This is a genomic window from Selenomonas sp. AE3005 (assembly GCF_000686945.1).
Classification (GTDB): Bacteria; Bacillota; Negativicutes; order Selenomonadales; family Selenomonadaceae; genus Selenomonas_A.
Genome location: NZ_JMME01000001.1, coordinates 99,463 through 118,247 on the forward strand (window position 1 = coordinate 99,463; position 18,785 = coordinate 118,247).

General features: G+C 51.6%; 15 protein-coding genes, 5 tRNA genes, 1 other RNA gene and 2 riboswitches. Of the genes, 20 read left to right on the forward strand and 1 reads right to left on the reverse strand.

Annotated elements, in window-relative coordinates:
• The first annotated feature begins 92 nt into the window (after positions 1-92).
• The 17 genes from DL94_RS0100470 to DL94_RS0100550 all read left to right on the forward strand — a co-directional run bounded on the left by DL94_RS0100470 (position 93) and on the right by DL94_RS0100550 (position 14,158).
• The gene (locus DL94_RS0100470; RefSeq protein WP_156031614.1) at positions 93-569 is read left to right on the forward strand and encodes a hypothetical protein; all 477 of its coding nucleotides are present in this window, start codon (positions 93-95) and stop codon (positions 567-569) included.
• A 116-nt stretch (positions 570-685) separates the two neighbouring features.
• A tRNA-Asp gene (locus DL94_RS0100475) sits at positions 686-762 on the forward strand.
• Positions 763-765: 3 nt separating this feature from the next.
• Positions 766-841: transfer RNA gene (locus DL94_RS0100480), tRNA-Gly, on the forward strand.
• 8 nt (positions 842-849) lie between these two features.
• Positions 850-923, forward strand: a tRNA-Cys gene (locus tag DL94_RS0100485).
• A gap of 14 nt (positions 924-937) precedes the next feature.
• A tRNA-Gly gene (locus DL94_RS0100490) sits at positions 938-1,013 on the forward strand.
• 9 nt (positions 1,014-1,022) lie between these two features.
• Positions 1,023-1,096, forward strand: a tRNA-Cys gene (locus DL94_RS0100495).
• Positions 1,097-1,201: 105 nt separating this feature from the next.
• On the forward strand, positions 1,202-1,768 hold the full coding sequence (locus tag DL94_RS0100500; RefSeq protein WP_028128447.1) for an NUDIX domain-containing protein: 567 nt from the start codon (positions 1,202-1,204) through the stop codon (positions 1,766-1,768).
• 54 nt (positions 1,769-1,822) lie between these two features.
• Positions 1,823-2,449: a site-2 protease family protein gene (locus DL94_RS0100505; RefSeq protein ID WP_028128448.1), complete on the forward strand. Its 627-nt coding sequence runs from the start codon at positions 1,823-1,825 to the stop codon at positions 2,447-2,449.
• Positions 2,450-3,175 carry a segregation and condensation protein A gene (locus tag DL94_RS0100510; protein ID WP_028128449.1) on the forward strand — a complete coding sequence of 242 codons (726 nt, stop codon included), beginning with the start codon at positions 2,450-2,452 and terminating at the stop codon, positions 3,173-3,175.
• Positions 3,168-3,800, forward strand: coding sequence for an SMC-Scp complex subunit ScpB (gene scpB / locus DL94_RS0100515; RefSeq protein ID WP_028128450.1), 633 nt, complete (start codon positions 3,168-3,170; stop codon positions 3,798-3,800). The genes DL94_RS0100510 and scpB overlap by 8 nt, the downstream gene beginning before the upstream one ends.
• Positions 3,793-6,297 carry a U32 family peptidase gene (locus DL94_RS0100520; protein WP_037371017.1) on the forward strand — a complete coding sequence of 835 codons (2,505 nt, stop codon included), beginning with the start codon at positions 3,793-3,795 and terminating at the stop codon, positions 6,295-6,297. The genes scpB and DL94_RS0100520 overlap by 8 nt, the downstream gene beginning before the upstream one ends.
• 4 nt (positions 6,298-6,301) lie before the next feature.
• Positions 6,302-8,680 (forward strand): endonuclease MutS2, encoded by a 2,379-nt coding sequence (locus DL94_RS0100525; protein WP_028128452.1) that lies wholly within the window; start codon positions 6,302-6,304, stop codon positions 8,678-8,680.
• Entirely contained in the window at positions 8,681-10,081 is a 1,401-nt protein-coding gene (locus DL94_RS0100530; RefSeq protein WP_028128453.1) for an MATE family efflux transporter, read from the forward strand. It begins immediately after the preceding gene.
• Between the two features lie 64 nt (positions 10,082-10,145).
• An RNA gene (gene rnpB / locus DL94_RS15125) (RNase P RNA component class A) lies at positions 10,146-10,505 on the forward strand.
• A gap of 168 nt (positions 10,506-10,673) precedes the next feature.
• Positions 10,674-10,834: riboswitch (cyclic di-AMP (ydaO/yuaA leader) on the forward strand.
• A 42-nt stretch (positions 10,835-10,876) separates the two neighbouring features.
• Complete coding sequence (locus tag DL94_RS0100540) at positions 10,877-11,500, forward strand: C40 family peptidase (RefSeq protein WP_081798737.1); 624 nt, start codon at positions 10,877-10,879, stop codon at positions 11,498-11,500.
• Positions 11,501-11,742: 242 nt separating this feature from the next.
• Entirely contained in the window at positions 11,743-12,105 is a 363-nt protein-coding gene (gene folB, locus DL94_RS0100545; RefSeq protein ID WP_028128456.1) for a dihydroneopterin aldolase, read from the forward strand.
• A 123-nt stretch (positions 12,106-12,228) separates the two neighbouring features.
• Positions 12,229-12,409: riboswitch (cobalamin riboswitch) on the forward strand.
• Positions 12,410-12,739: 330 nt separating this feature from the next.
• On the forward strand, positions 12,740-14,158 hold the full coding sequence (locus DL94_RS0100550) for a GntP family permease (RefSeq protein ID WP_028128457.1): 1,419 nt from the start codon (positions 12,740-12,742) through the stop codon (positions 14,156-14,158).
• Positions 14,159-14,364: 206 nt separating this feature from the next.
• Here the strand turns inward: DL94_RS0100550 and DL94_RS0100555 are convergent, their stop codons facing one another.
• Positions 14,365-15,618 (reverse strand): VanW family protein, encoded by a 1,254-nt coding sequence (locus DL94_RS0100555; RefSeq protein ID WP_051586224.1) that lies wholly within the window; start codon positions 15,616-15,618, stop codon positions 14,365-14,367.
• A gap of 216 nt (positions 15,619-15,834) precedes the next feature.
• Here DL94_RS0100555 and groES point away from each other — a divergent pair, with 216 nt between their 5' ends.
• The 3 genes from groES (at position 15,835) to DL94_RS13795 (ending at position 18,768) form a co-directional block, all read left to right on the forward strand.
• Positions 15,835-16,116, forward strand: coding sequence for a co-chaperone GroES (gene groES, locus DL94_RS0100560; RefSeq protein WP_026760357.1), 282 nt, complete (start codon positions 15,835-15,837; stop codon positions 16,114-16,116).
• 28 nt (positions 16,117-16,144) lie between these two features.
• Complete coding sequence (groL, locus tag DL94_RS0100565; RefSeq protein ID WP_028128459.1) at positions 16,145-17,773, forward strand: chaperonin GroEL; 1,629 nt, start codon at positions 16,145-16,147, stop codon at positions 17,771-17,773.
• A 95-nt stretch (positions 17,774-17,868) separates the two neighbouring features.
• Positions 17,869-18,768, forward strand: coding sequence for a 5'-nucleotidase, lipoprotein e(P4) family (locus DL94_RS13795; RefSeq protein WP_051586225.1), 900 nt, complete (start codon positions 17,869-17,871; stop codon positions 18,766-18,768).
• Positions 18,769-18,785 lie beyond the last annotated feature (17 nt).

Below are 18,785 nucleotides of genomic sequence, written 5' to 3' on the forward strand. Positions count from 1 at the left end.
ACCTCGATTAAAAATATTTCTCTACAATTTTAGCAAAATTTGTAAGGAAATGCTATACTATTATGGTCAGAATGATTAAGGCGGAGGTAGACATGGATAAGCGAAAAATTGCTTTTGGTTTGTTACTGGCGGTTTTGGCAGGCACAGGCCTGTACTGGCAGCAGAGCAAGGCTGATATAGACAGCACTCAGGCTGTTATAGTGGCCAGCAGAAAGGCGGAAAAGACTGCCCCGGTGCTGCCAGAGGCAGAAAAACAGCAGGACAAAGCCGTAAAAACACAAAAACAGTGTCCGGCCAAGGATGAATTTGTATATACCTTCGAAGGTGATAAGGTGTATATTACTGCAGGTTCGGTATCGGCAGATAAAAAGAATCATCAGTGGCAGGCACAGGTCAAGCATATCGATAAACAGGGTGCCGTGCAGCTGCAGCAGGTGGTGTTCTTTAAACAGGAGGGCAGCCGGATTCTCACGCGCTCGGCAAACGATGGGGCGGATAAATGGCGTGCTGTTGATGAAATGGACCGTTCCGTGTATAAAAAAGTTACGGATATTTCCGGCGTTTTCTAAAATAAATGCTTAAAATTTTCCTGTTTATGCAAAAATGATAATTTTAGGTGTTGACAAGCAGGGGACTCCTTCGTATAATAATACATGTCGCTGAACGACAGCGGCGAAAAAAAGACGGCCCGGTAGTTTAGTTGGTTAGAATGCCGCCCTGTCACGGCGGAGGTCAGGGGTTCAAGTCCCCTTCGGGTCGCCATTTGCGGAAATAGCTCAGTTGGTAGAGCATCACCTTGCCAAGGTGGGGGTCGCGAGTTCGAGTCTCGTTTTCCGCTCCATTTATTACGGCGACATAGCCAAGTGGTAAGGCCGAGGACTGCAAATCCTTTATCCTCAGTTCGATTCTGAGTGTCGCCTCCAATTTTATATTTTATGCGGAAATAGCTCAGTTGGTAGAGCATCACCTTGCCAAGGTGGGGGTCGCGAGTTCGAGTCTCGTTTTCCGCTCCATTTTATTTTGGCGACATAGCCAAGTGGTAAGGCCGAGGACTGCAAATCCTTTATCCTCAGTTCGATTCTGAGTGTCGCCTCCAAAATGAAATTCAAGCCTTCTCCGATGGGAGAAGGCTTTTGTGTGTTGAAGTTGCAGGCTAAATATTGTAAAATATGAGATATGTGAATTTGAAGGAGGCTTTTATATGCCCTTGCAGGATAAAGATTTAGACAAAGATTTAATAGAAGAAAAAATCGGCAGTGAACAGGTATTTGATGGCAATCTGCTCAAAGTATACCGTGATACGGTTAAGCTGCCCACGGGCAATGAGGCAACCAGGGAGTGGATTAAACACCCGGGCGCGTCGGCTGTACTGCCGGTGCTGGCTGACGGGCAGGTTATTCTGGTAAAGCAGTATCGCTATCCTATCGGCCGCGTTACGCTGGAAATCCCGGCTGGCAAGCTTGACGCGCCTGATGAGGACCCGCAGCTGTGTGCTGTCCGCGAGTTGTCCGAGGAAACCGGTTATACAGCGGAGAAAATCGAAAAGCTCACGACTATTGCCACGACGGTTGGTTTTTCCAATGAGTACATTCATATTTATGCCGCTACGGGACTTAAAGCCGGTCAGCAGCATACGGACGAGGACGAGTTCATCAATGTGGTGAAAATGCCGCTGGCAAAAGCTGTGGAAATGGTACTGTCCGGGGAGATTTATGATTGTAAATCGGTGGCAGCGATTCTGCTCGTGGAACGTGCGCTTAAAAAATGACTTTGACCTGTCAGCTGACCTGTCAAGTTGACAGGTCAATAACGGAGGATAAATATGTTTGATTTTAATTTGATGAGCATTGTGGCCGGCCTGCCGGGCTTAATCATTGCCATGGTGGTGCATGAATACGCCCATGCCCAGGTGGCAGTATGGCTGGGGGATTTTACACCGCGTCTGATGGGGCGGCTGACCTTGAATCCTAAAGCCCATATTGACCCCATTGGTATGCTGATGCTCTTTTTGGTGCATTTTGGCTGGGCTAAGCCGGTACAGATAAATCCGCGCAATTTCAAGAACCCGTCCCGTGATGATATCATGGTGTCACTGGCTGGCCCAGCGGCGAACTTTATAACGGCCTTCCTGGCCCTGTTTGCTTTGCTGGCATACAGCCGCATGGGCGGAGAAATGACTGCCGGTGTTTACTGGGTATTGAAGATGATTATTGAGTATAATATCGGCTTTGGTATCTTCAATCTGATTCCCCTGCCGCCGCTCGATGGTTCGCATGTGCTGATGCAGCTGCTGCCACGTGATATGGCGTATAAGCTGGCCGATTTGGAGCGCTACAGCTTTTTGATTTTGATTGTCCTGCTGATGACGCCGGTACTCAGTATGATTCTGATTCCGTGCCGGGCTATGATTCTGCAGCTTTTCTCGCTGTTATTAAGTCCTTTTTTCTAAATGGAAGATTACAAGTTTAAACTTGATGCCTTTGAAGGTCCGATGGACCTGCTTATGCATCTGATTGAGAAGAACAAGATTGATATTTACGATATCCCCATTGCGGAGCTTACGCGGCAGTATTTGGACTACCTGGACAAATTCCGGGAGTTCAATATGGAAATCGCCAGCTCCTTTTTGGTGATGGCGGCTACGCTTTTGCAGATTAAGTCCCGTATGATGCTGCCAAAGACCAAACAGGAGGAAACGGCAGAAGAAGAGGACCCGCGCCTGGAACTGGTGCAGCGGATTTTGGAATACCGCAAGTTCAAACAGGTCAGCCAGGTGCTCGGTGATATGGCCGGGGTGCAGGAAAGATTTGTCGCCCGGGAGCCCATGGACCTGCCGGTACATCACCTGCCGCCGGGGAATCTGTCCCTGCAGCAGTTGGTTGAGGCTTTCCGCACGGTACTGTCCGTCAAAGCGGAAATCTCCATACCCAAGGCACTGGTGGAGCCCGAGGCCTTTAATATCAAGGATAAGATGGAAGATATCATTCTGCTGTTGGGGCGCAGCCGGGGACGGCTGCTCTTTTCGGAGGCGTTTCGCAGCGGCACGCGCAGCGAGCTTATCGTGACGTTTTTGGCGCTGCTGGAACTTATGAAATTGCGGACGGTAACCGTAAAACAGCAGCGGTCGTTTGCGGAGATTTATATTTGTGTCCGGGAGGAGGGACAGGATGCCTGAGACAACACGGGCGGAAATTGCCGACACGGGACTCGTGGAGGCGGTGCTCTTTGCGGCGGGGAATCCCGTGCCCGTAAAGGAACTGGCAGCCATTTTGGAGCTGGACGTACTGGGCACGCAAAATATTTTGACCAGGCTGCAGCAGGAGCTCGACGAGCGTCATAGCGGCCTGACCTTGCGGCAGGTAGCTGGCGGTTATCAGCTGGCCACGCGGCCGGAGGCCTTTGCAACGGTGGAACGGCTCAGCCAGGTCGTAGACCGGAAGATTTCGGCACCGACCATGGAAACACTGTCCATTATTGCTTTTAAACAGCCGATTACCAAAGCGGAAATCGAGCAGATTCGCGGTGTGCGGATTGAGCGCGCCCTGCAAAAGCTGATTGAGTTGGAACTGATTGCGGAAGTGGGGCGCAAGCAGGTATTAGGACGGCCGATACTTTACGGCACCACGGATACCTTTTTGCGCTGTTTTGGCATTAACACGCTGGACGAACTGCCGGAACTGCCGACTACGGAAGAGGCCGTGGCGGCACTCGATAACGAGCAAATGCTTCTGTTCCAGGAAGTCCAGCAGCTGCAGGCCGGAGAAGAAACGGCTGCCGCGGAAGAAGAAACTGATGAGTAATTTGGAGGAAATAGATTTGGTAGAGTTATTAGCTCCTGCCGGGAGCCGTGAGGCGCTGATTGCTGCGGTAGAAAGCGGCGCCAATGCCGTTTATTTGGCGGGGAGCCAGTTTGGCGCCCGTGCTTATGCGAATAACTTTGATGAGGATGGCCTGCGTGAGGCCATCCATTTTGCGCATTTACGTGATGTGCTGATAAACGTCACGGTGAACACGATTGTTGACGATACGGAGATTCCGGCGCTTAAGGAGTATTTGCGCTTTCTGCGCGATGCCGGCGCAGACGCCCTGCTGGTGCAGGACTTAGGCGTGGCCCGTATAGCGCGCGAGATAATTCCGGATATGCCGCTGCATGCGAGCACGCAGATGACCGTACACAGCCTGGAAGGCGTGCTGGCTTTGCAGGAAATGGGCTTTACCCGGGTGGTTTTATCGCGTGAATTATCCCTGAAGGAAATCAAATATATCTGCGCTAATTCTGACGTGGAAATCGAAGTCTTTATGCATGGCGCCCTGTGCGTCTGCTACTCGGGACAATGCCTGATGAGCAGTATGATTGGCGGCCGCAGCGGCAACCGCGGCCGCTGTGCCCAGCCCTGCCGTCTGCCGTATACGCTGGTGGACGAACAGGGACAGGATGTGCTCGGCGATAAGGCTGGCAGCTATCTGCTGTCACCGCGCGATATAAATACTATCGACGTCATTCCTGACTTAATCGGGGCAGGCGTGGCCTCCCTCAAAATTGAGGGCCGTATGAAACGTCCGGAGTATGTGGCCACTGTGGTCAGCACCTATCGGGCTGCCATTGATATGTATTTGTCTGGTCAGGACTACCGCGTTGACCAGTCAGCCCGGGACAATCTGGCGCAGATTTTCAACCGTGATTTCACAACGGCGTATCTGGTGAACCGTCCCGGCAAAAATATGATGAGCGACCGGCGTCCTAATAACCGCGGCCTGCTGATTGGCCGGGTAACGGCCTACGACTGGGATAAACGGCTCGTGACGGTCAAGCTGTCCGGCCGTCTGGCCCTGGGTGACCAGGTGGATTTCTGGGTGAAAGTCGGCGGCCGGGTGACGGCCACGCTAAGTGACATGTCAAATGTCAAAGGTCAAAAACTGAACGTGGCTGAGGCTGGCGATACGGTACGGTTTGCCATTCCGTCAGCAGTGCGTGACCATGACCGGGTGTTTAAAGTCTATGACGCCCGGCTGATGGAGCAGGCCAAGGAAAAATACTCTAGTGGGGCGCCGGTACGGCGTATTCCCATAACGGCAGAGGTGAAAGCTGCAATTGGCGAACCGTTGACGGTAGTTCTGCATGACCAGCATGGCCACTGTGGAACCGGCCGTACGGCGTTTATTGGGGAGACTGCCCAGAAACGCCCCCTGTCCGAGGAAGTCATCCGCAAACAGGTGGACAGGCTCGGAACGTCAGTGTATGAGCTGCAGGAACTCACGACTGATATTCAGGGCGCGGTGATGGTGCCGATGAGTGAAATCAACGAGGCCCGGCGGCAGGCCGTTGAAGAACTGGACAATCAGCGGCTGGCTCATTATCCCCTGCGCGTACAGGGGCTGAAACCTTTTAAGTCGGAGCCTTGTCCGCAGACAGCCACCATGCCTAAGCTGTTTGTCGCTGTGGACACGCTGGCGAAAATGCAGGCCGCCATTGCCGGTGGTGCCGATGGCATTATCTTTGGCGGCGAGTCTTACGAACACGAGGCCATTACGGTTATGGACTACGAAAAGGCCTGGCATTTAGCACAAAAAGCCAACGTGCGCCTGGACTTCAATCTGCCGCGGATTATGAAGGACGATGCACAGCCTTTCTTTGAGAAAATCCTTACGGCAGCAAAAAAATTCCCCCCGGCAGCAGTGCATGTGCATAACATCGCGCAGGCGGCCCTGGTAAAACGGCTGACGGATTTTGCCGTTCATGCGGATTATTCCCTGATTGCCTACAATAAGAGCACGTTGTCCTTCTTTAAGGATTACGGCATGGCCTCGGCCACCTTGTCGCCGGAGCTTAAGTGGCAGCAGATGGAAGGGCTGGCCAAACACAGTCCCCTGCCGTTAAGTGCTATTGTGCATGGCCGGCTGGAATTGATGGTGTCCGAATACTGCGTGACAGGCAGTTTCCTGGGAAATGTGGACAAAGGCGCCTGCAGCCATCCCTGCACGCAGGGACGCTATGCGCTGAAGGACCGCAAGGAGGCTGTATTCCCCCTGCGGATGGACCAGTTCTGCCACATGCACGTTCTGAACAGCAAGACGCTTTCCATGCTGCCGCATGCCATGAAATTCAAGGCGGCGGGGGTAGATACTTTGCAGATTGAGGCCAAGGCTATGACCGAAAAAGAAATAACAGCCATAGTCAGGGCTTATGTGCAGGCTATGAAACTGCCGGCTGACCTGGATGAAGTACAGGAGGCAGCTTTAAAGACACAGGAAGGCAGCGACATTACCAGAGGTCATTATTTCCGAGGAGTTTTATAAACAAATGGAACAAACATCCTTTAAGATACTAGAATATGAAAAGATTACCGCCATGCTGGCCGAACAGGCAAGCTCCACCCTGGGCAAGGAAAAGGCCCGGAAACTCTGCCCGAGTGCTGACTTTGATGAAGTCAGCCAGTGGCAGGAGGAAACAGGGGAGGCCCTGAAGGTAAGCTCGTTTGCCGCGCCGCCGCTGGGCGGCATTCGCGATATCCGCCTGATTTTGAAAAAGGCCGGCAAGGGGGCGGTACTGGAACTGGAAGAATTGCAGAATGTCATGAGCATTATGTATGCCATGCGCACAGTAAAGTATTTCTTCCGTGACTTGGAAATTGAGGCGCCCATTTTAAAGGAATGGGCCCGCGGCATTGAAATTTTGGGCCAGCTCGAGCGCAATCTTAATAATGTCATTGATGAACATGGCAATATGCGTGAAGATGCCAGCGTGGAGCTGCGCCGTATCCGCCGCGAGCTCAAATCCTCGCAGGTGCGCATTAAGGATAAGATAAATAACATTCTCCACGATGGTGCGTACCAGAAAATGTTTCAGGACGCGATTGTCACGGTTCGTGATGAGCGTTATGTTATTCCGATAAAAGCGGAGTACAGGGCCCATTTCCCAGGCCTGATTCATGACCAGTCGGCCAGCGGTTCCACCCTGTTTATCGAGCCTATGGCCGTGGTGGAATTAAATAACGATGTGAAACAGCTGACCTTGGCTGAGGAGCAGGAAATCCAGCGGATTTTGCGGCAGCTGTCCGGGGAAGTAAGCCGTGAACGCGAAACCTTGGCCGCAAATAGCGAAATTCTGGGCGGCCTGGACTTTGCCTTTGCCAAAGCCCGGCTGGCCGGCAAAATGAAGGCTGTGCGTCCGCAGGTCAATGAGGAAGGCCGCACGGTGCTCACCGGGGCGCGCCATCCGCTGATAGATAAGGACAAGGTTGTGCCGACCAATATCACCATTGGCACGGATTACCGCATGCTGCTGATTACCGGTCCGAACACCGGCGGTAAGACTGTCACCATGAAGACGTTGGGCCTCATGGTGCTTATGGCGCAGTCCGGCCTCTATCTGCCTGTGGAACAGGGTTCGGAAATCGCCCTGTACCAGAATATATATGCCGATATTGGGGACGAGCAGAGCATTGAGCAGAGCCTGTCCACCTTCTCGGCTCACATGACACATATTGTGCGGATTTTGGACAGGGTGGAAAGCGATGACCTGCTGCTGCTCGATGAGCTGGGGGCCGGCACGGACCCCGAAGAGGGCGCGGCCCTGGCCATGGCTATTTTGGAAAAACTGTTGGCCGTCAAGGCCACGACGGTGGCCACAACGCATTATTCCGAATTAAAGACCTTTGCCTATACCCGGGAGGGGATTGAAAATGCCTGCGTGGAATTTGATATCGAAACCCTGCGGCCGACGTACCGCCTGCTGATTGGCATTCCGGGTGCCAGCAATGCCTTTGCCATCAGCCGCCGCCTGGGACTGGCCGATTCCTTAATCCTCCGGGCACAGCAGCTAGTGAAGGCTGACCATGCACAGTTTGAGCACGTCATAAATCAGCTGGAAAACGAAAAGATGATGTATGAACAGCGTAATGCCGATATTGCCGAACGGCAGGCGCAGGTGAAGAAACTGGAAGAAAAACTGCTGAAGGCCAAGGAGGAGCTCAATCAGAAGAAGGGCGATATCCTGCGCAAGGCCAAGGACAAGAGTGCGGCGCTTATCCGTCAGACCAGGCGTGAATCAGAAGAGGTTATCAGCCAGCTGAAAGAACAGTTTGATGACCTGGGTATCAAGGCCCGTCAGCAGGCTATTGCCGAGGCACGCAGCCGCCTCAATGAGGCCTCAGCCAAGGCTAATCCTGGCATTATGGCGCAAAAGGGCGTAGGCCAGCGCATAGACCTGAGTAAAATCCGCGTGGGTGATACCGTCTATGTGAAAAAACTTGACCAAAAGGGCACGGTCATGGAAATTCAGGGCAAAGACCTGACAGTACAGGTCGGCGCCCTGCGTACCAAAATCAAGGCCAATGCCTGCACCTTTATCGCGCATAAGGTGGAGGAGAAAAAGCCGGCAGCCTCTGGCAGCCGCAAAAATTCCCAGTCGTCGAGTTTCCTGCAGAAAACGCAGAACATCGGCCGCGATATCGACATTCGCGGCATGATGGTGGACGAGGCTGAAATGGTGCTGGGCAAGTTCATTGATGACGCCATCATCGCCGGACTTTCCCAGGTGCTGATTATCCACGGCAAGGGCACGGGGGCCCTGCGCAAGGGTGTGCATGCTTACCTCAAAAGCCATCGCAATGTCCTGAGTTTCCAGTTTGCTGATATAAACGAAGGTGGCACAGGTGCCACGGTGGTGGAATTAAAATAAATGCGTAAGAATCTTTTAGGGCGGATTAGAAAAAATCAGCCCTTTACTTTTTGGGAACTGGTAACGCTGACCTGGCAGCTCAGTGTACCGGCTATCATGGCGAAAATCACCACGGTGATGATGCAGTATATTGATGCCTCCATGGTAGGTATGATTGGCGCCGGCGCGGCCGCGGCCATCGGTCTGGTAAATTCCACGACCTGGCTTATCGGCGGCGTGGCCTTTGCCATGTCTATGGGGTACACTATTCAGCTGGCGCAGGCCATTGGTGCCGGTGAGGATGTAAAAGCCCGGAGCCTGGTGCGTCATGGCCTGTGGGCGGTATTCTTTTTCAGTCTGACACTGGGTCTGGGCTGTGCGGCGCTCAGCGGCCGGCTGCCGTTCTTACTGGGCGGTACAGCTGATATTGCAGCTGATGCCTCGCTGTATCTGGGGATATATTCCCTCGGCCTGCCTTTTCTGGCGGTGAACTTTGCTGCCGCGTCCATGCTGCAGGCCAGCGGCAGTATGAAAATTCCCAGCCTGCTCAGTGTGCTCATGTGTCTGCTCGATGTTATCTTTAACGCCCTGCTGATTTTCCCGGCCCGTACGGTCGAGGTGTTTGGCTGGTGTATCTGGATTCCTGGCGGCGATATGGGCGCCGCCGGTGTGGCCTTAGGCTCAGTTCTGGCAGAATTATGCTGCATGACAGCTATGCTGTACGTGTTGCTGCGCAGGTCACGGCTGCTCCGTTATCGTAAAGAACAGCTGCTGTGCTGGCAAAAGGAATTGCGTAAAGCCACGATACTGGGCATTCCCATGGCTTTGGAACAGATTGTCATGGGAAGTGCCTATGTGGCCTTTACCTGCATTGTCGCCCCGTTGGGCACGGTTGCCCTGGCAGCTAATTCCTTTGCTATCACGGCCGAAAGTCTTTGCTATATGCCGGGAATCGGGGTGGCTACGGCGGCCCAGACGCTGGTAGGGCAAAGTGTTGGCGCCGGGCGTCCGGAACTGGCCAGCCGCTTTGGCTGGGTTAGTGCCGGCCTCGGCATGTTCGTCATGTTCGTGATGGGCATTGTTATGTATATTTTTGCGCCGCAGATGATGGCGCTCCTGTCCGGTGACGCGGCGGTCATTGCTGCTGGCACGCAAATCCTGCGCATTGAGGCCTGGGCTGAACCGCTCTTCGCTGCCGGGATTGTCGTCACTAGTGTTTTCCGCGGTGCCGGGGAAACAAAAATGCCCACCGTTTTAAATTTGGTTGCCATGTGGGGCATCCGCATTCCGTTGGCTGTTTATCTGGCACAGGCTTATGGCCTGGCCGGTGTATGGGCAGCCATGTGTGTAGAACTCTGTGCCCGTGGTTTGCTTTCTTTAGGCGCATTGTACTATCGGGGACAGGGACTTTATCAGAAGTAATAGAGAATTTAAGACCAAATTTGACATATACGTAATAAATATGTTATACTTTCAACTGTTGATATAAGTTGTCAAGACAATCGCGGCTGATGCTTTGACATCAGATGAGGAAAGTCCGGGCTCCATAGGGCAGTGTGCTGGATAACGTCCAGCGAGGGTGACCTTAGGGATAGTGCCATAGAGATTTAGACCGCCAGATTTATCTGGTAAGGGTGGAAAGGTGCGGTAAGAGCGCACCAGCAGTCAGGTGACTGGCTGGCTTGGGTAAACCCCACACGGAGCAAGACCAAATAGGGAAGGGATGATGCGGCCCGCGGAACCTTCCGGGTTGAGTCGCTTGAGCTGACGGGTAACCGTTATGCCTAGATAAATGATTGTCGCCGCCTTTGGCGGAACAAAACTCGGCTTATTGATTGCTTATACAACATAATGTAAATAGGTTGGCTGTCAGTGATGACAGCCACTTTTCATGCCGGAATGAATTCTGAAAACAAACTGAAAATTGTTTAAAGATATACAAAAAGCAATTTCGGCAAACACAGGCAGGTCTACGGCAAATTTTGCCGTATCTGTATATATGGGTAAAAAAGAACATAGGATTAAGCTGAATCCAGCCCAGGAGCGGGGGAACCAAACTTTTGGGGCGAACTTCACGATTGCACAGCGCTTTGTCGACTGTGTGAATAATGCAGCGGGTGGTCTTCTCTACCCGAGCCCGGCAGCTAACCTCGTAAGCGAACAGAGAGAGGAGTTGGCTTTTTGAGTAAAGCAACTAAGCGCGTGTTTGCGCTGTCCATGATCCTTATGTGCTGGTTTTCCCTTTGCAGTGCTTCGGCATTTCGTGTGGGGGACCAAGGCACAGATGTAGCTGAGATACAGGGACAATTGGTCCGTCTTGGCTATGACGTATCGGCAGATGGGGATTTCGGTCCTGCAACAGCTGAGGCGGTAAAGGCATTTCAGGCATCCCATGGTATGGATGTCGATGGACAGGTAGGTTCGTCTACTTATGCAGCACTGCTCGGCAAATCCATGCCGGTAGTATCGCATGGCAGCAACTACATCAACCGTACCATTATTTCCGAATCCATGCAGTACCTCGGTGTTCCGTATGTATTTGGTGGTACCAGCCCGAGCGGTTTTGACTGCTCCGGTTATGTCCAGTATGTCTTTGCAAATGCAGGTATTTCCCTGCCGCGTACAGCTGATGTGCAGTACGATTACGGTTCACCCACTGGGGAACTGATGCCGGGGGATCTGGTATTCTTTTCGACGTATGCACCGGGAGTGTCCCATGTGGGCATTTACCTTGGCGACCGTCAGTTTATTCATGCGTCTTCCAGTCGCGGTGTTAGTGTAGCATCTTTAGACAGCTCCTATTGGGGCGGCTGCTACGTTGGCGCTCGTCGGGTGATGTGATGACGTTGTAGGGAGAGGCGCCTGCCTCTCCTGTTTTTTTCTATTTGCCAAAGGAGTAAGAGCTATGGGAGATTTATTTATTGTCTTGCTGTGCTTTTTGATTTCCTCTTATGCTGCCTGGGATAAAATGTTTACAGAATAATTTATTGATGTGGCAGGATTTTTCATAACTATCACGAAATAGACAAAGTATAAGAACCTTGTGATAACAGGTGTATTTATTAGTGATAGGAGTGACCACAATGGCAAAGATTAGAATCCACAACATGATGTTTTACGGTTTTCATGGCGTTTATGAATACGAACGCGAACAGGGACAGAAATTCTATGTGGACATCGAGGTCGAAACCAAGGACGACAGAATGGCCGACACTGATGAACTCAAAGACGGCGTAGACCCGGCAGCTGTTTATGACATTGTCAAAGATATCACGGAAAATAAGCGTTATCAGATGCTCGGCGCTTTAGCAGCGCACATGGGTGACAGACTGCTGGCTAAGTATCCGCACTTTAAGTCTGTTACGGCTAAGGTTCGCAAACCGTCGGTACCTATTTCCGGTCCTATTGACTATGTGGAAGTAGAAGTTGTCCGCACTCAGCAATAACACAGCAGACCGTCGCCGGGATTCCGGTGATGGTCTTTTTAGGTTTTCCGAGAAAAATATTTTATTGCATTGACAATAAAAATAATTTATGCTAATATACATACTGTAAACGAAAAGACCAATAGAATATGGATTGGATCAGGTGTCTGAGACTTAATAGGGAAGCCGGTATAAGCCGGCGCGGTCCCGCCACTGTAACAGGGAGTGAGCCTGCATAGTTATGTCACTGGAGATTTATCTCTGGGAAGGCGTAGGTGAGCAAAGATCTGGAGCCAGGAGAACTGCCTGATTGACAATCGCCGCTAGGAGCCGTGCTGGTTCCTTGGACCTGCGAGTGATGGGGATGGAGATTTATCGGTACTGAGAAGATTTAGGACCTGAGTTAGTGTGGGTATTTTCGAGTAGCGTAAGATAGCTCTTCCCTGCGCGGGAGGAGCTTTTATTTTGCCTATTTGTCGAAAAGTTTTTCCCGTCGATATTTTCGGCGGGGAGAAATGCTCATACATTTCATTCAGTTCTATGGATTAGTTGCTTTTTAGCAGCAGCTCCGATGAGTATCGGAGCTTATTTTTTTCCATTTATATACGACTATCGGGGATAGCATATTTCTTATTGAGGGGAGTCTTTGGACACCATGGAAGCACTTTGTATAGGATTAGCACTTTTAGGACTTATGTATTTTGCCTACCGCGGCTGGTCAATTATTCTGATTGCGCCGTTTTTTGCCGGTCTGGCAGCTCTGGCGAGTATGTTTGATATCTTGCCGGTATACAGTGAGCTCTATATGACCCGCCTGGCTGAATATGTAAAGACATATTATCCAGTATTTTTATTTGGTGCGGTGTTCGCAAAATTGATGGAAAAAGGCGGTCTGGCATCGGCCATTGCCGGTAAGATTGTGGACGTTTTAGGGGAAAAGCGGGCCATCTTAGCGGTGCTCATGGGCTGTGGCGCTTTGACTTACGGCGGCCTGTCGGTGTTTGTCGTGGCCTTTGTCATGTATCCTTTCGGCGCGGTGGTATTTAAGAAAGCAGATATACCGAAGAGACTGCTGCCGGCGGCTTTGTGGGTAGGTATCTTTTCCTTTGCGATGGTTTCTCTTCCCGGAACTCCGCAAATTCAGAATATTATTCCGTCCTCATATTTTCAGACAAGCACCTGGGCTGCTCCGGGTATCGGCCTGTTTGCCTCGATTTTATTCCTGCTTATCGGCTGGGGCTGGATTGGCCGCCGGGCTAAACAGCTGCAGGCACAGGGGGAAGGCTATGGTGAACACGGCAGTGACGGCCGCAAAAAGCGTAACCCAAAAATTAACATTCCATGGTACTGGGCGATGGTGCCCCTGCTGATGGTTATTGTCATCAACGTGGTGCTGTCCAATCCCTTCGGCTGGGAGTGGGGCTTTCACTGGAACGAGGACAGCTTAGCAGCTTTTGGGCCGCTTAAACTCTCCCTGCTGGCCTCGCAGGTAGGTAAGGTGTCTGCTATCTGGTCCATCAGCGTGGCCTTGATTCTCAGCAGTATTGCCGCTGCTATCATCGGCCGCAAGCGGCTTAAGGTTACGGATGGTTTCCTGCCTACGGTAAACTACGCAGCCCTGTCCTCCGGTTCGGCAGCATTGAATGTTGCCTCGGGCTATGCTTTCGGTTGCGTTATCACCGCTATGCCGGGCTTTGCTCCGGTGACGGAATGGCTCGTGGGTATTGCGGCCTCCTTTGGACCGCTGCTGTCAGCCGTTATCACCACTAACATCATGTGTGGTATCACAGGTTCGGCCTCCGGTGGTCTGACCATCGCCTTGTCGGCTCTGGGTGACCAGTGGGCAGCGATGGCTATTGCCGCCGGGATTCCCTTGGAGGTACTGCACCGTATTGTCGCCGTGGCGTCTGTCGGCATCGACCCCGTACCGCATTGCGGCGCGTTGGTTACGTTGCTGGCCATCTGCGGTCTGACGCATAACGAATCGTATTTTGACATTGCTGTAATCATGGGGCTGAAATTCCTCGTGCCCTTCCTTTGTATTCTCTTCTATATGTTGACAGGAATCTGCTAAACTTAAGATATTATAACGAGGCAAGAAAATGTCCCCCACCTCAGCAGGTGGGGGCACGAATACCAAAACAGGCGGCGAGCATATCTCCCGCCTCGTTGAAACGCCAAGAGGAAGTTTTGCCTATGGCAAAACTGGAACAACGGCGTTATAAAAGCCAGCACGCTCATTTTGAAAGGTGCTGGCTTAATTTTATTTATTTTTATTTATCAGGCCTGAGGTTTGGGGGGATTATAGCTGTCTGTATGAAGATACTCTTTATCAATGATTTCGCCGTTCTGACGCCAGAGGCGGTAAAGGGACGGTTTCAAGGCGGCACCTTCGGTAATCAGGGAAATGGTTTGTCCTTTTAAATCGGCTTTGGTTCCCAGTACAAATACTGTCAGGCGGGTGCCTGTATTGCCCACGGTCAGATATACAGGATGGGGCAGGGGATTGCGGAAAACAAAATCAATGAGGTCATCGGCAACGGTGGCGTCACGGCCAGCCGGTACGTAGCTTGACGGAATAAAATGCCCTGTGCGTTCCACGGGCGTAAGACCGGCCAGTAAAATGGCATTATATAGCGTGGAGCTGACCTGACATACACCGCCGCCCACGTCGACGGCCGGTTCGCCGTTGACAATGACACCGGCGTTTTTATAACCGGCCTCACGGGTGCGTTTGCCAACCAGCGTGTTGAAGGATAGGGAGGCACCGGGCTTTATCAAAGCGCCTTCCAATTTGTCGGCGGCCAGGCCGATGTTATCGCCACGGTCACCGGGATAAAAGCTGGTAGTGTAGCAGCTGAGCACAGTGTCCATAGCGGCTAAATCTGCGTCTTGGATAAAGGGGGGCTGTTCGGCCGGCTCTAACGGGAGCTTGATAGTCAGATTCATCTGCTGCAATTCAGGCGTCATGGCCGTGATAAGCGGCTGAATATCCAGTGTCAGCCCTGTGACAGCCGGTGTTTTTTTGATAGTGCCGTCTGCCTGCAGCATTGCTGTGGCATTGACAGGCGGCGTGTCCAGTGACTGTTTTATCTGCAGCAGCTTGTCGCTTAGCAGCTGTTCGTCAAAGCTCGCGTCCATGGTGACAGACCTGCCAAACATGGCGTAGTACATCTGCATGATTATGTTCTGGGCAGCAGAGCCGTCACGCCCGATGTTATAGGCCTCGTTTACGGCCTTGTCAATATTGCCCTGCAGCTTGATATCGGCCGGGTTAATGGTAAAACTGCGGTCCTTATAGCTTAAAACAGCTGCCTTGCGGTTCAGCCGGTTATTGGCCACCCCGGTGAAGAACTGCCGGGCCTCCTCGCGGCTCATGCCGGCCAGACTGGTGCCATGGGCCTGTACACCCATAATCACCTTGTTCTGGTTGGTGAGGGAAACGGAAATACTGCCGACAGCCGCTACGCCAACAACGATGCTGACAGACGCCAGCGCTGCTATTTTACTTAAAGCGGATACAGAAAGATTCATAATTAGAGACACTCCTCTAAGCGAATTTCTATATTATTATACGTTTTTTTCAGCCGGCAGGCAATGATAAGCCTGTTTTTGTTTTTTTGACTTTTTGCTGAATAGATATTGACATTTTGACTAAAAAATATTACTATAAGAACTGTGCTTAGCACTCAGACTTAACGAGTGCTAACAATTTAACAACGTATTTCATGATATAGGAGGAAGATACCTATGATTAAGCCATTGGGCGAAAGAGTTGTCATTGAAGTTGCTGAGGGCGATGTAAAGACCGCCAGCGGTATTGTACTGCCGGATACGGCTAAGGAAAAACCCCAGAAGGGCACGGTTGTAGCTGTGGGTACGGGCAAGCTCCTGGAAAACGGCGAACGCGCTGCTATGGAGGTTAAAGCCGGCGATACGGTTGTTTTCTCCAAATACTCTGGTTCTGAAGTCAAAGTTGACGATAAAGAGTATCTGATTGTCCGTGAAAGCGACATTCTGGCAATTCTCTAATTAAGTGTATTTTCTGGAGGTAATATAAATGGCTAAACAGATTCTGTTTGACGAAGAGGCTCGCCGCGCTCTGGGCCGCGGTGTTGACGCACTGGCTAATGCCGTAAAAGTAACCCTTGGCCCGAAAGGCCGCAACGTAGTGCTCGAAAAGAAATTCGGCGCTCCGACCATCACCAATGATGGTGTAACGATTGCCCGCGACATTGAACTCGAAGATCCGTTCGAAAACATGGGCGCACAGCTCGTTAAAGAAGTTGCTACCAAGACCAACGATATCGCTGGTGATGGTACGACGACGGCAACGCTGCTCGCACAGGCTATGATTCGTGAAGGTATGCGCAACGTTGTTGCCGGTGCCAACCCGATGATTATCAAAAAGGGTATTGACAAGGCTGTAGCTGCTCTGGTTGACGAAATCCAGTCCAAGGCTAAGACGATTGAAAGCAAGGCTGATATCGCTCAGGTTGCTACGATTTCTTCCGCTAACGAAGAAACGGGCGAACTCATCGCTGAGGCTATGGAAAAAGTTGGCAAGGACGGCGTTATCACCGTAGAAGAATCCAAGTCCATGGCTACGAACCTCTCTGTTGTAGAAGGTATGCAGTTTGACCGCGGCTACATCTCCCCGTACCTCGTAACGGATACGGACAAGATGGAAGCTGTTCTCGATGACCCGTACATTCTGATTACGGACCGCAAGATTTCCGCTATTGCTGATATCCTGCCGATTCTGGAACAGGTTGTAAAACAGGGCAAGCAGTTGGCTGTTATCGCTGAAGATGTAGACGGCGAGGCTCTGACGACCATCGTTGTCAACAAGCTCCGCGGCACCTTCAAGGCTCTGGCTGTGAAGGCTCCGGGCTTTGGCGACCGCCGCAAGGCTATGCTCGAAGATATCGCTATCCTCACGGGTGGTACGGTTATCAGCGAAGAACTCGGCCGCAAGCTCGACAGCGTAACGCTCGACGACCTTGGCCGCGCTCGTCAGATTCGTTCCACGAAGGAAGAAACCACTATCGTTGATGGTGTAGGCGATAAGGACGCTATTGCAGCCCGCGTAGCTCAGATTAAGAAACAGATTGCCGAAACGACTTCTGATTTCGACAAGGAAAAACTGCAGGAACGTCTGGCTAAACTGGCTGGCGGCGTAGCTGTTATCGAAATCGGTGCTGCTACCGAAGTTGAAATGAAGGACAAGAAGTACCGCATCGAAGATGCCCTCAACGCAACCCGTGCTGCTGTTGAAGAAGGTATCGTAGCTGGTGGCGGCACGACCTTCATCGACATTCTGCCGGCACTCGACAAAATCAACGTGGAAGGCGACGAAAAGGTTGGCGTAAACATCGTTCGCCGTGCTATCGAAGAACCGGTTCGTCAGATTGCTGACAACGCCGGCCTCGAAGGCTCCGTAGTTGTTGAAGAAGTGAAGAAGGCTGGTGACGGCATCGGCTTCAACGCTCTCAAGAACGAATACGTTGATATGATTAAAGCTGGTATCGTTGACCCGGCTAAGGTTACGCGCTCCGCTCTGCAGAACGCTGCCTCCATCGCCTCCATGGTTCTGACCACGGAAACGCTGGTTGCTGATAAGCCGGAAGAAAAACCGGCTATGCCGGCTGGCGGTGCCCCGGGTATGGGCATGCCCGGCATGATGTAATAAAAAAGCCGTAATCAGGCTGAAAAAGGCAACTTTCTAATTGAGGGTTGCCTTTTTCTATAGGCCTGCAAGTGATATTTTAAGGGGATGTTTAGATGAAATTCTTAGGTAAGAAACATAGCTTATTGCTGGCAGTGACTATGGGTGTGTCTGTGTTGGCAACGCCGCTGTCCACCAGCTATGCTGCCGATGTACCGGCAAACTACACTCAGGAACAGCTGAACAATGAAATGGGCATGGCTGTGGCATGGTTCCAGAACTCCGCGGAATATCGTGAACTTTGCTATCAGGCTTACAACACAGCCCTTGACCGTGTAAAAGCAGCGGTGGCTAATCATAAAAAAGGCGACAAGCCGCTGGCTATTGTTCTGGACGCTGATGAAACCGTTTTGGACAACAGCGCTTTTGAGGCTGGTTTGATTGGTACAGGCAATGCCTACAGCAATGCTACCTGGGATGAATGGTGCGCAGCTGCTAAAGCAACGGCTATGCCGGGGGCAACGGAATACCTGCAGGCAGTTGACAAGCTGGGTGTGGAAATCTTCTATGTCACTAACCGCAGCATGAAAACCCAGTACGAAGGTTCTGTTAAGAATATGAAAGCTCTCGGTTTTCCGCAGGTTGATAAAAAGCACATGCTTTTGAAGACTGACAAGAGCGATAAGATGGAACGTTTCCAGCAGGTTATGAAGGACTATGATGTGGTAGTATTCATGGGTGACAACACGGGTGATTTGCCGATTGGCTCCTACCATAAGAGCCAGAAGGAACGCAACGCTCTCGTAGATGCTCATAAGAGTGAATTTGGCAAGCGTTTCATCGTTTTGCCGAATCCGACCTATGGTGACTGGGAACCGGCGCTTGACAAGAGCGGCAACTACTGGAAACAGACGCCGGCAGGCAAGAGTGAAATCCGCCGTAAATCCCTCCGTACCTGGAGACCGCTGAAGAGTGCTCAGGATAAAGCCAATACCAAACCGGGCACGGAACAATAATATCTCTGTAAGTAAAA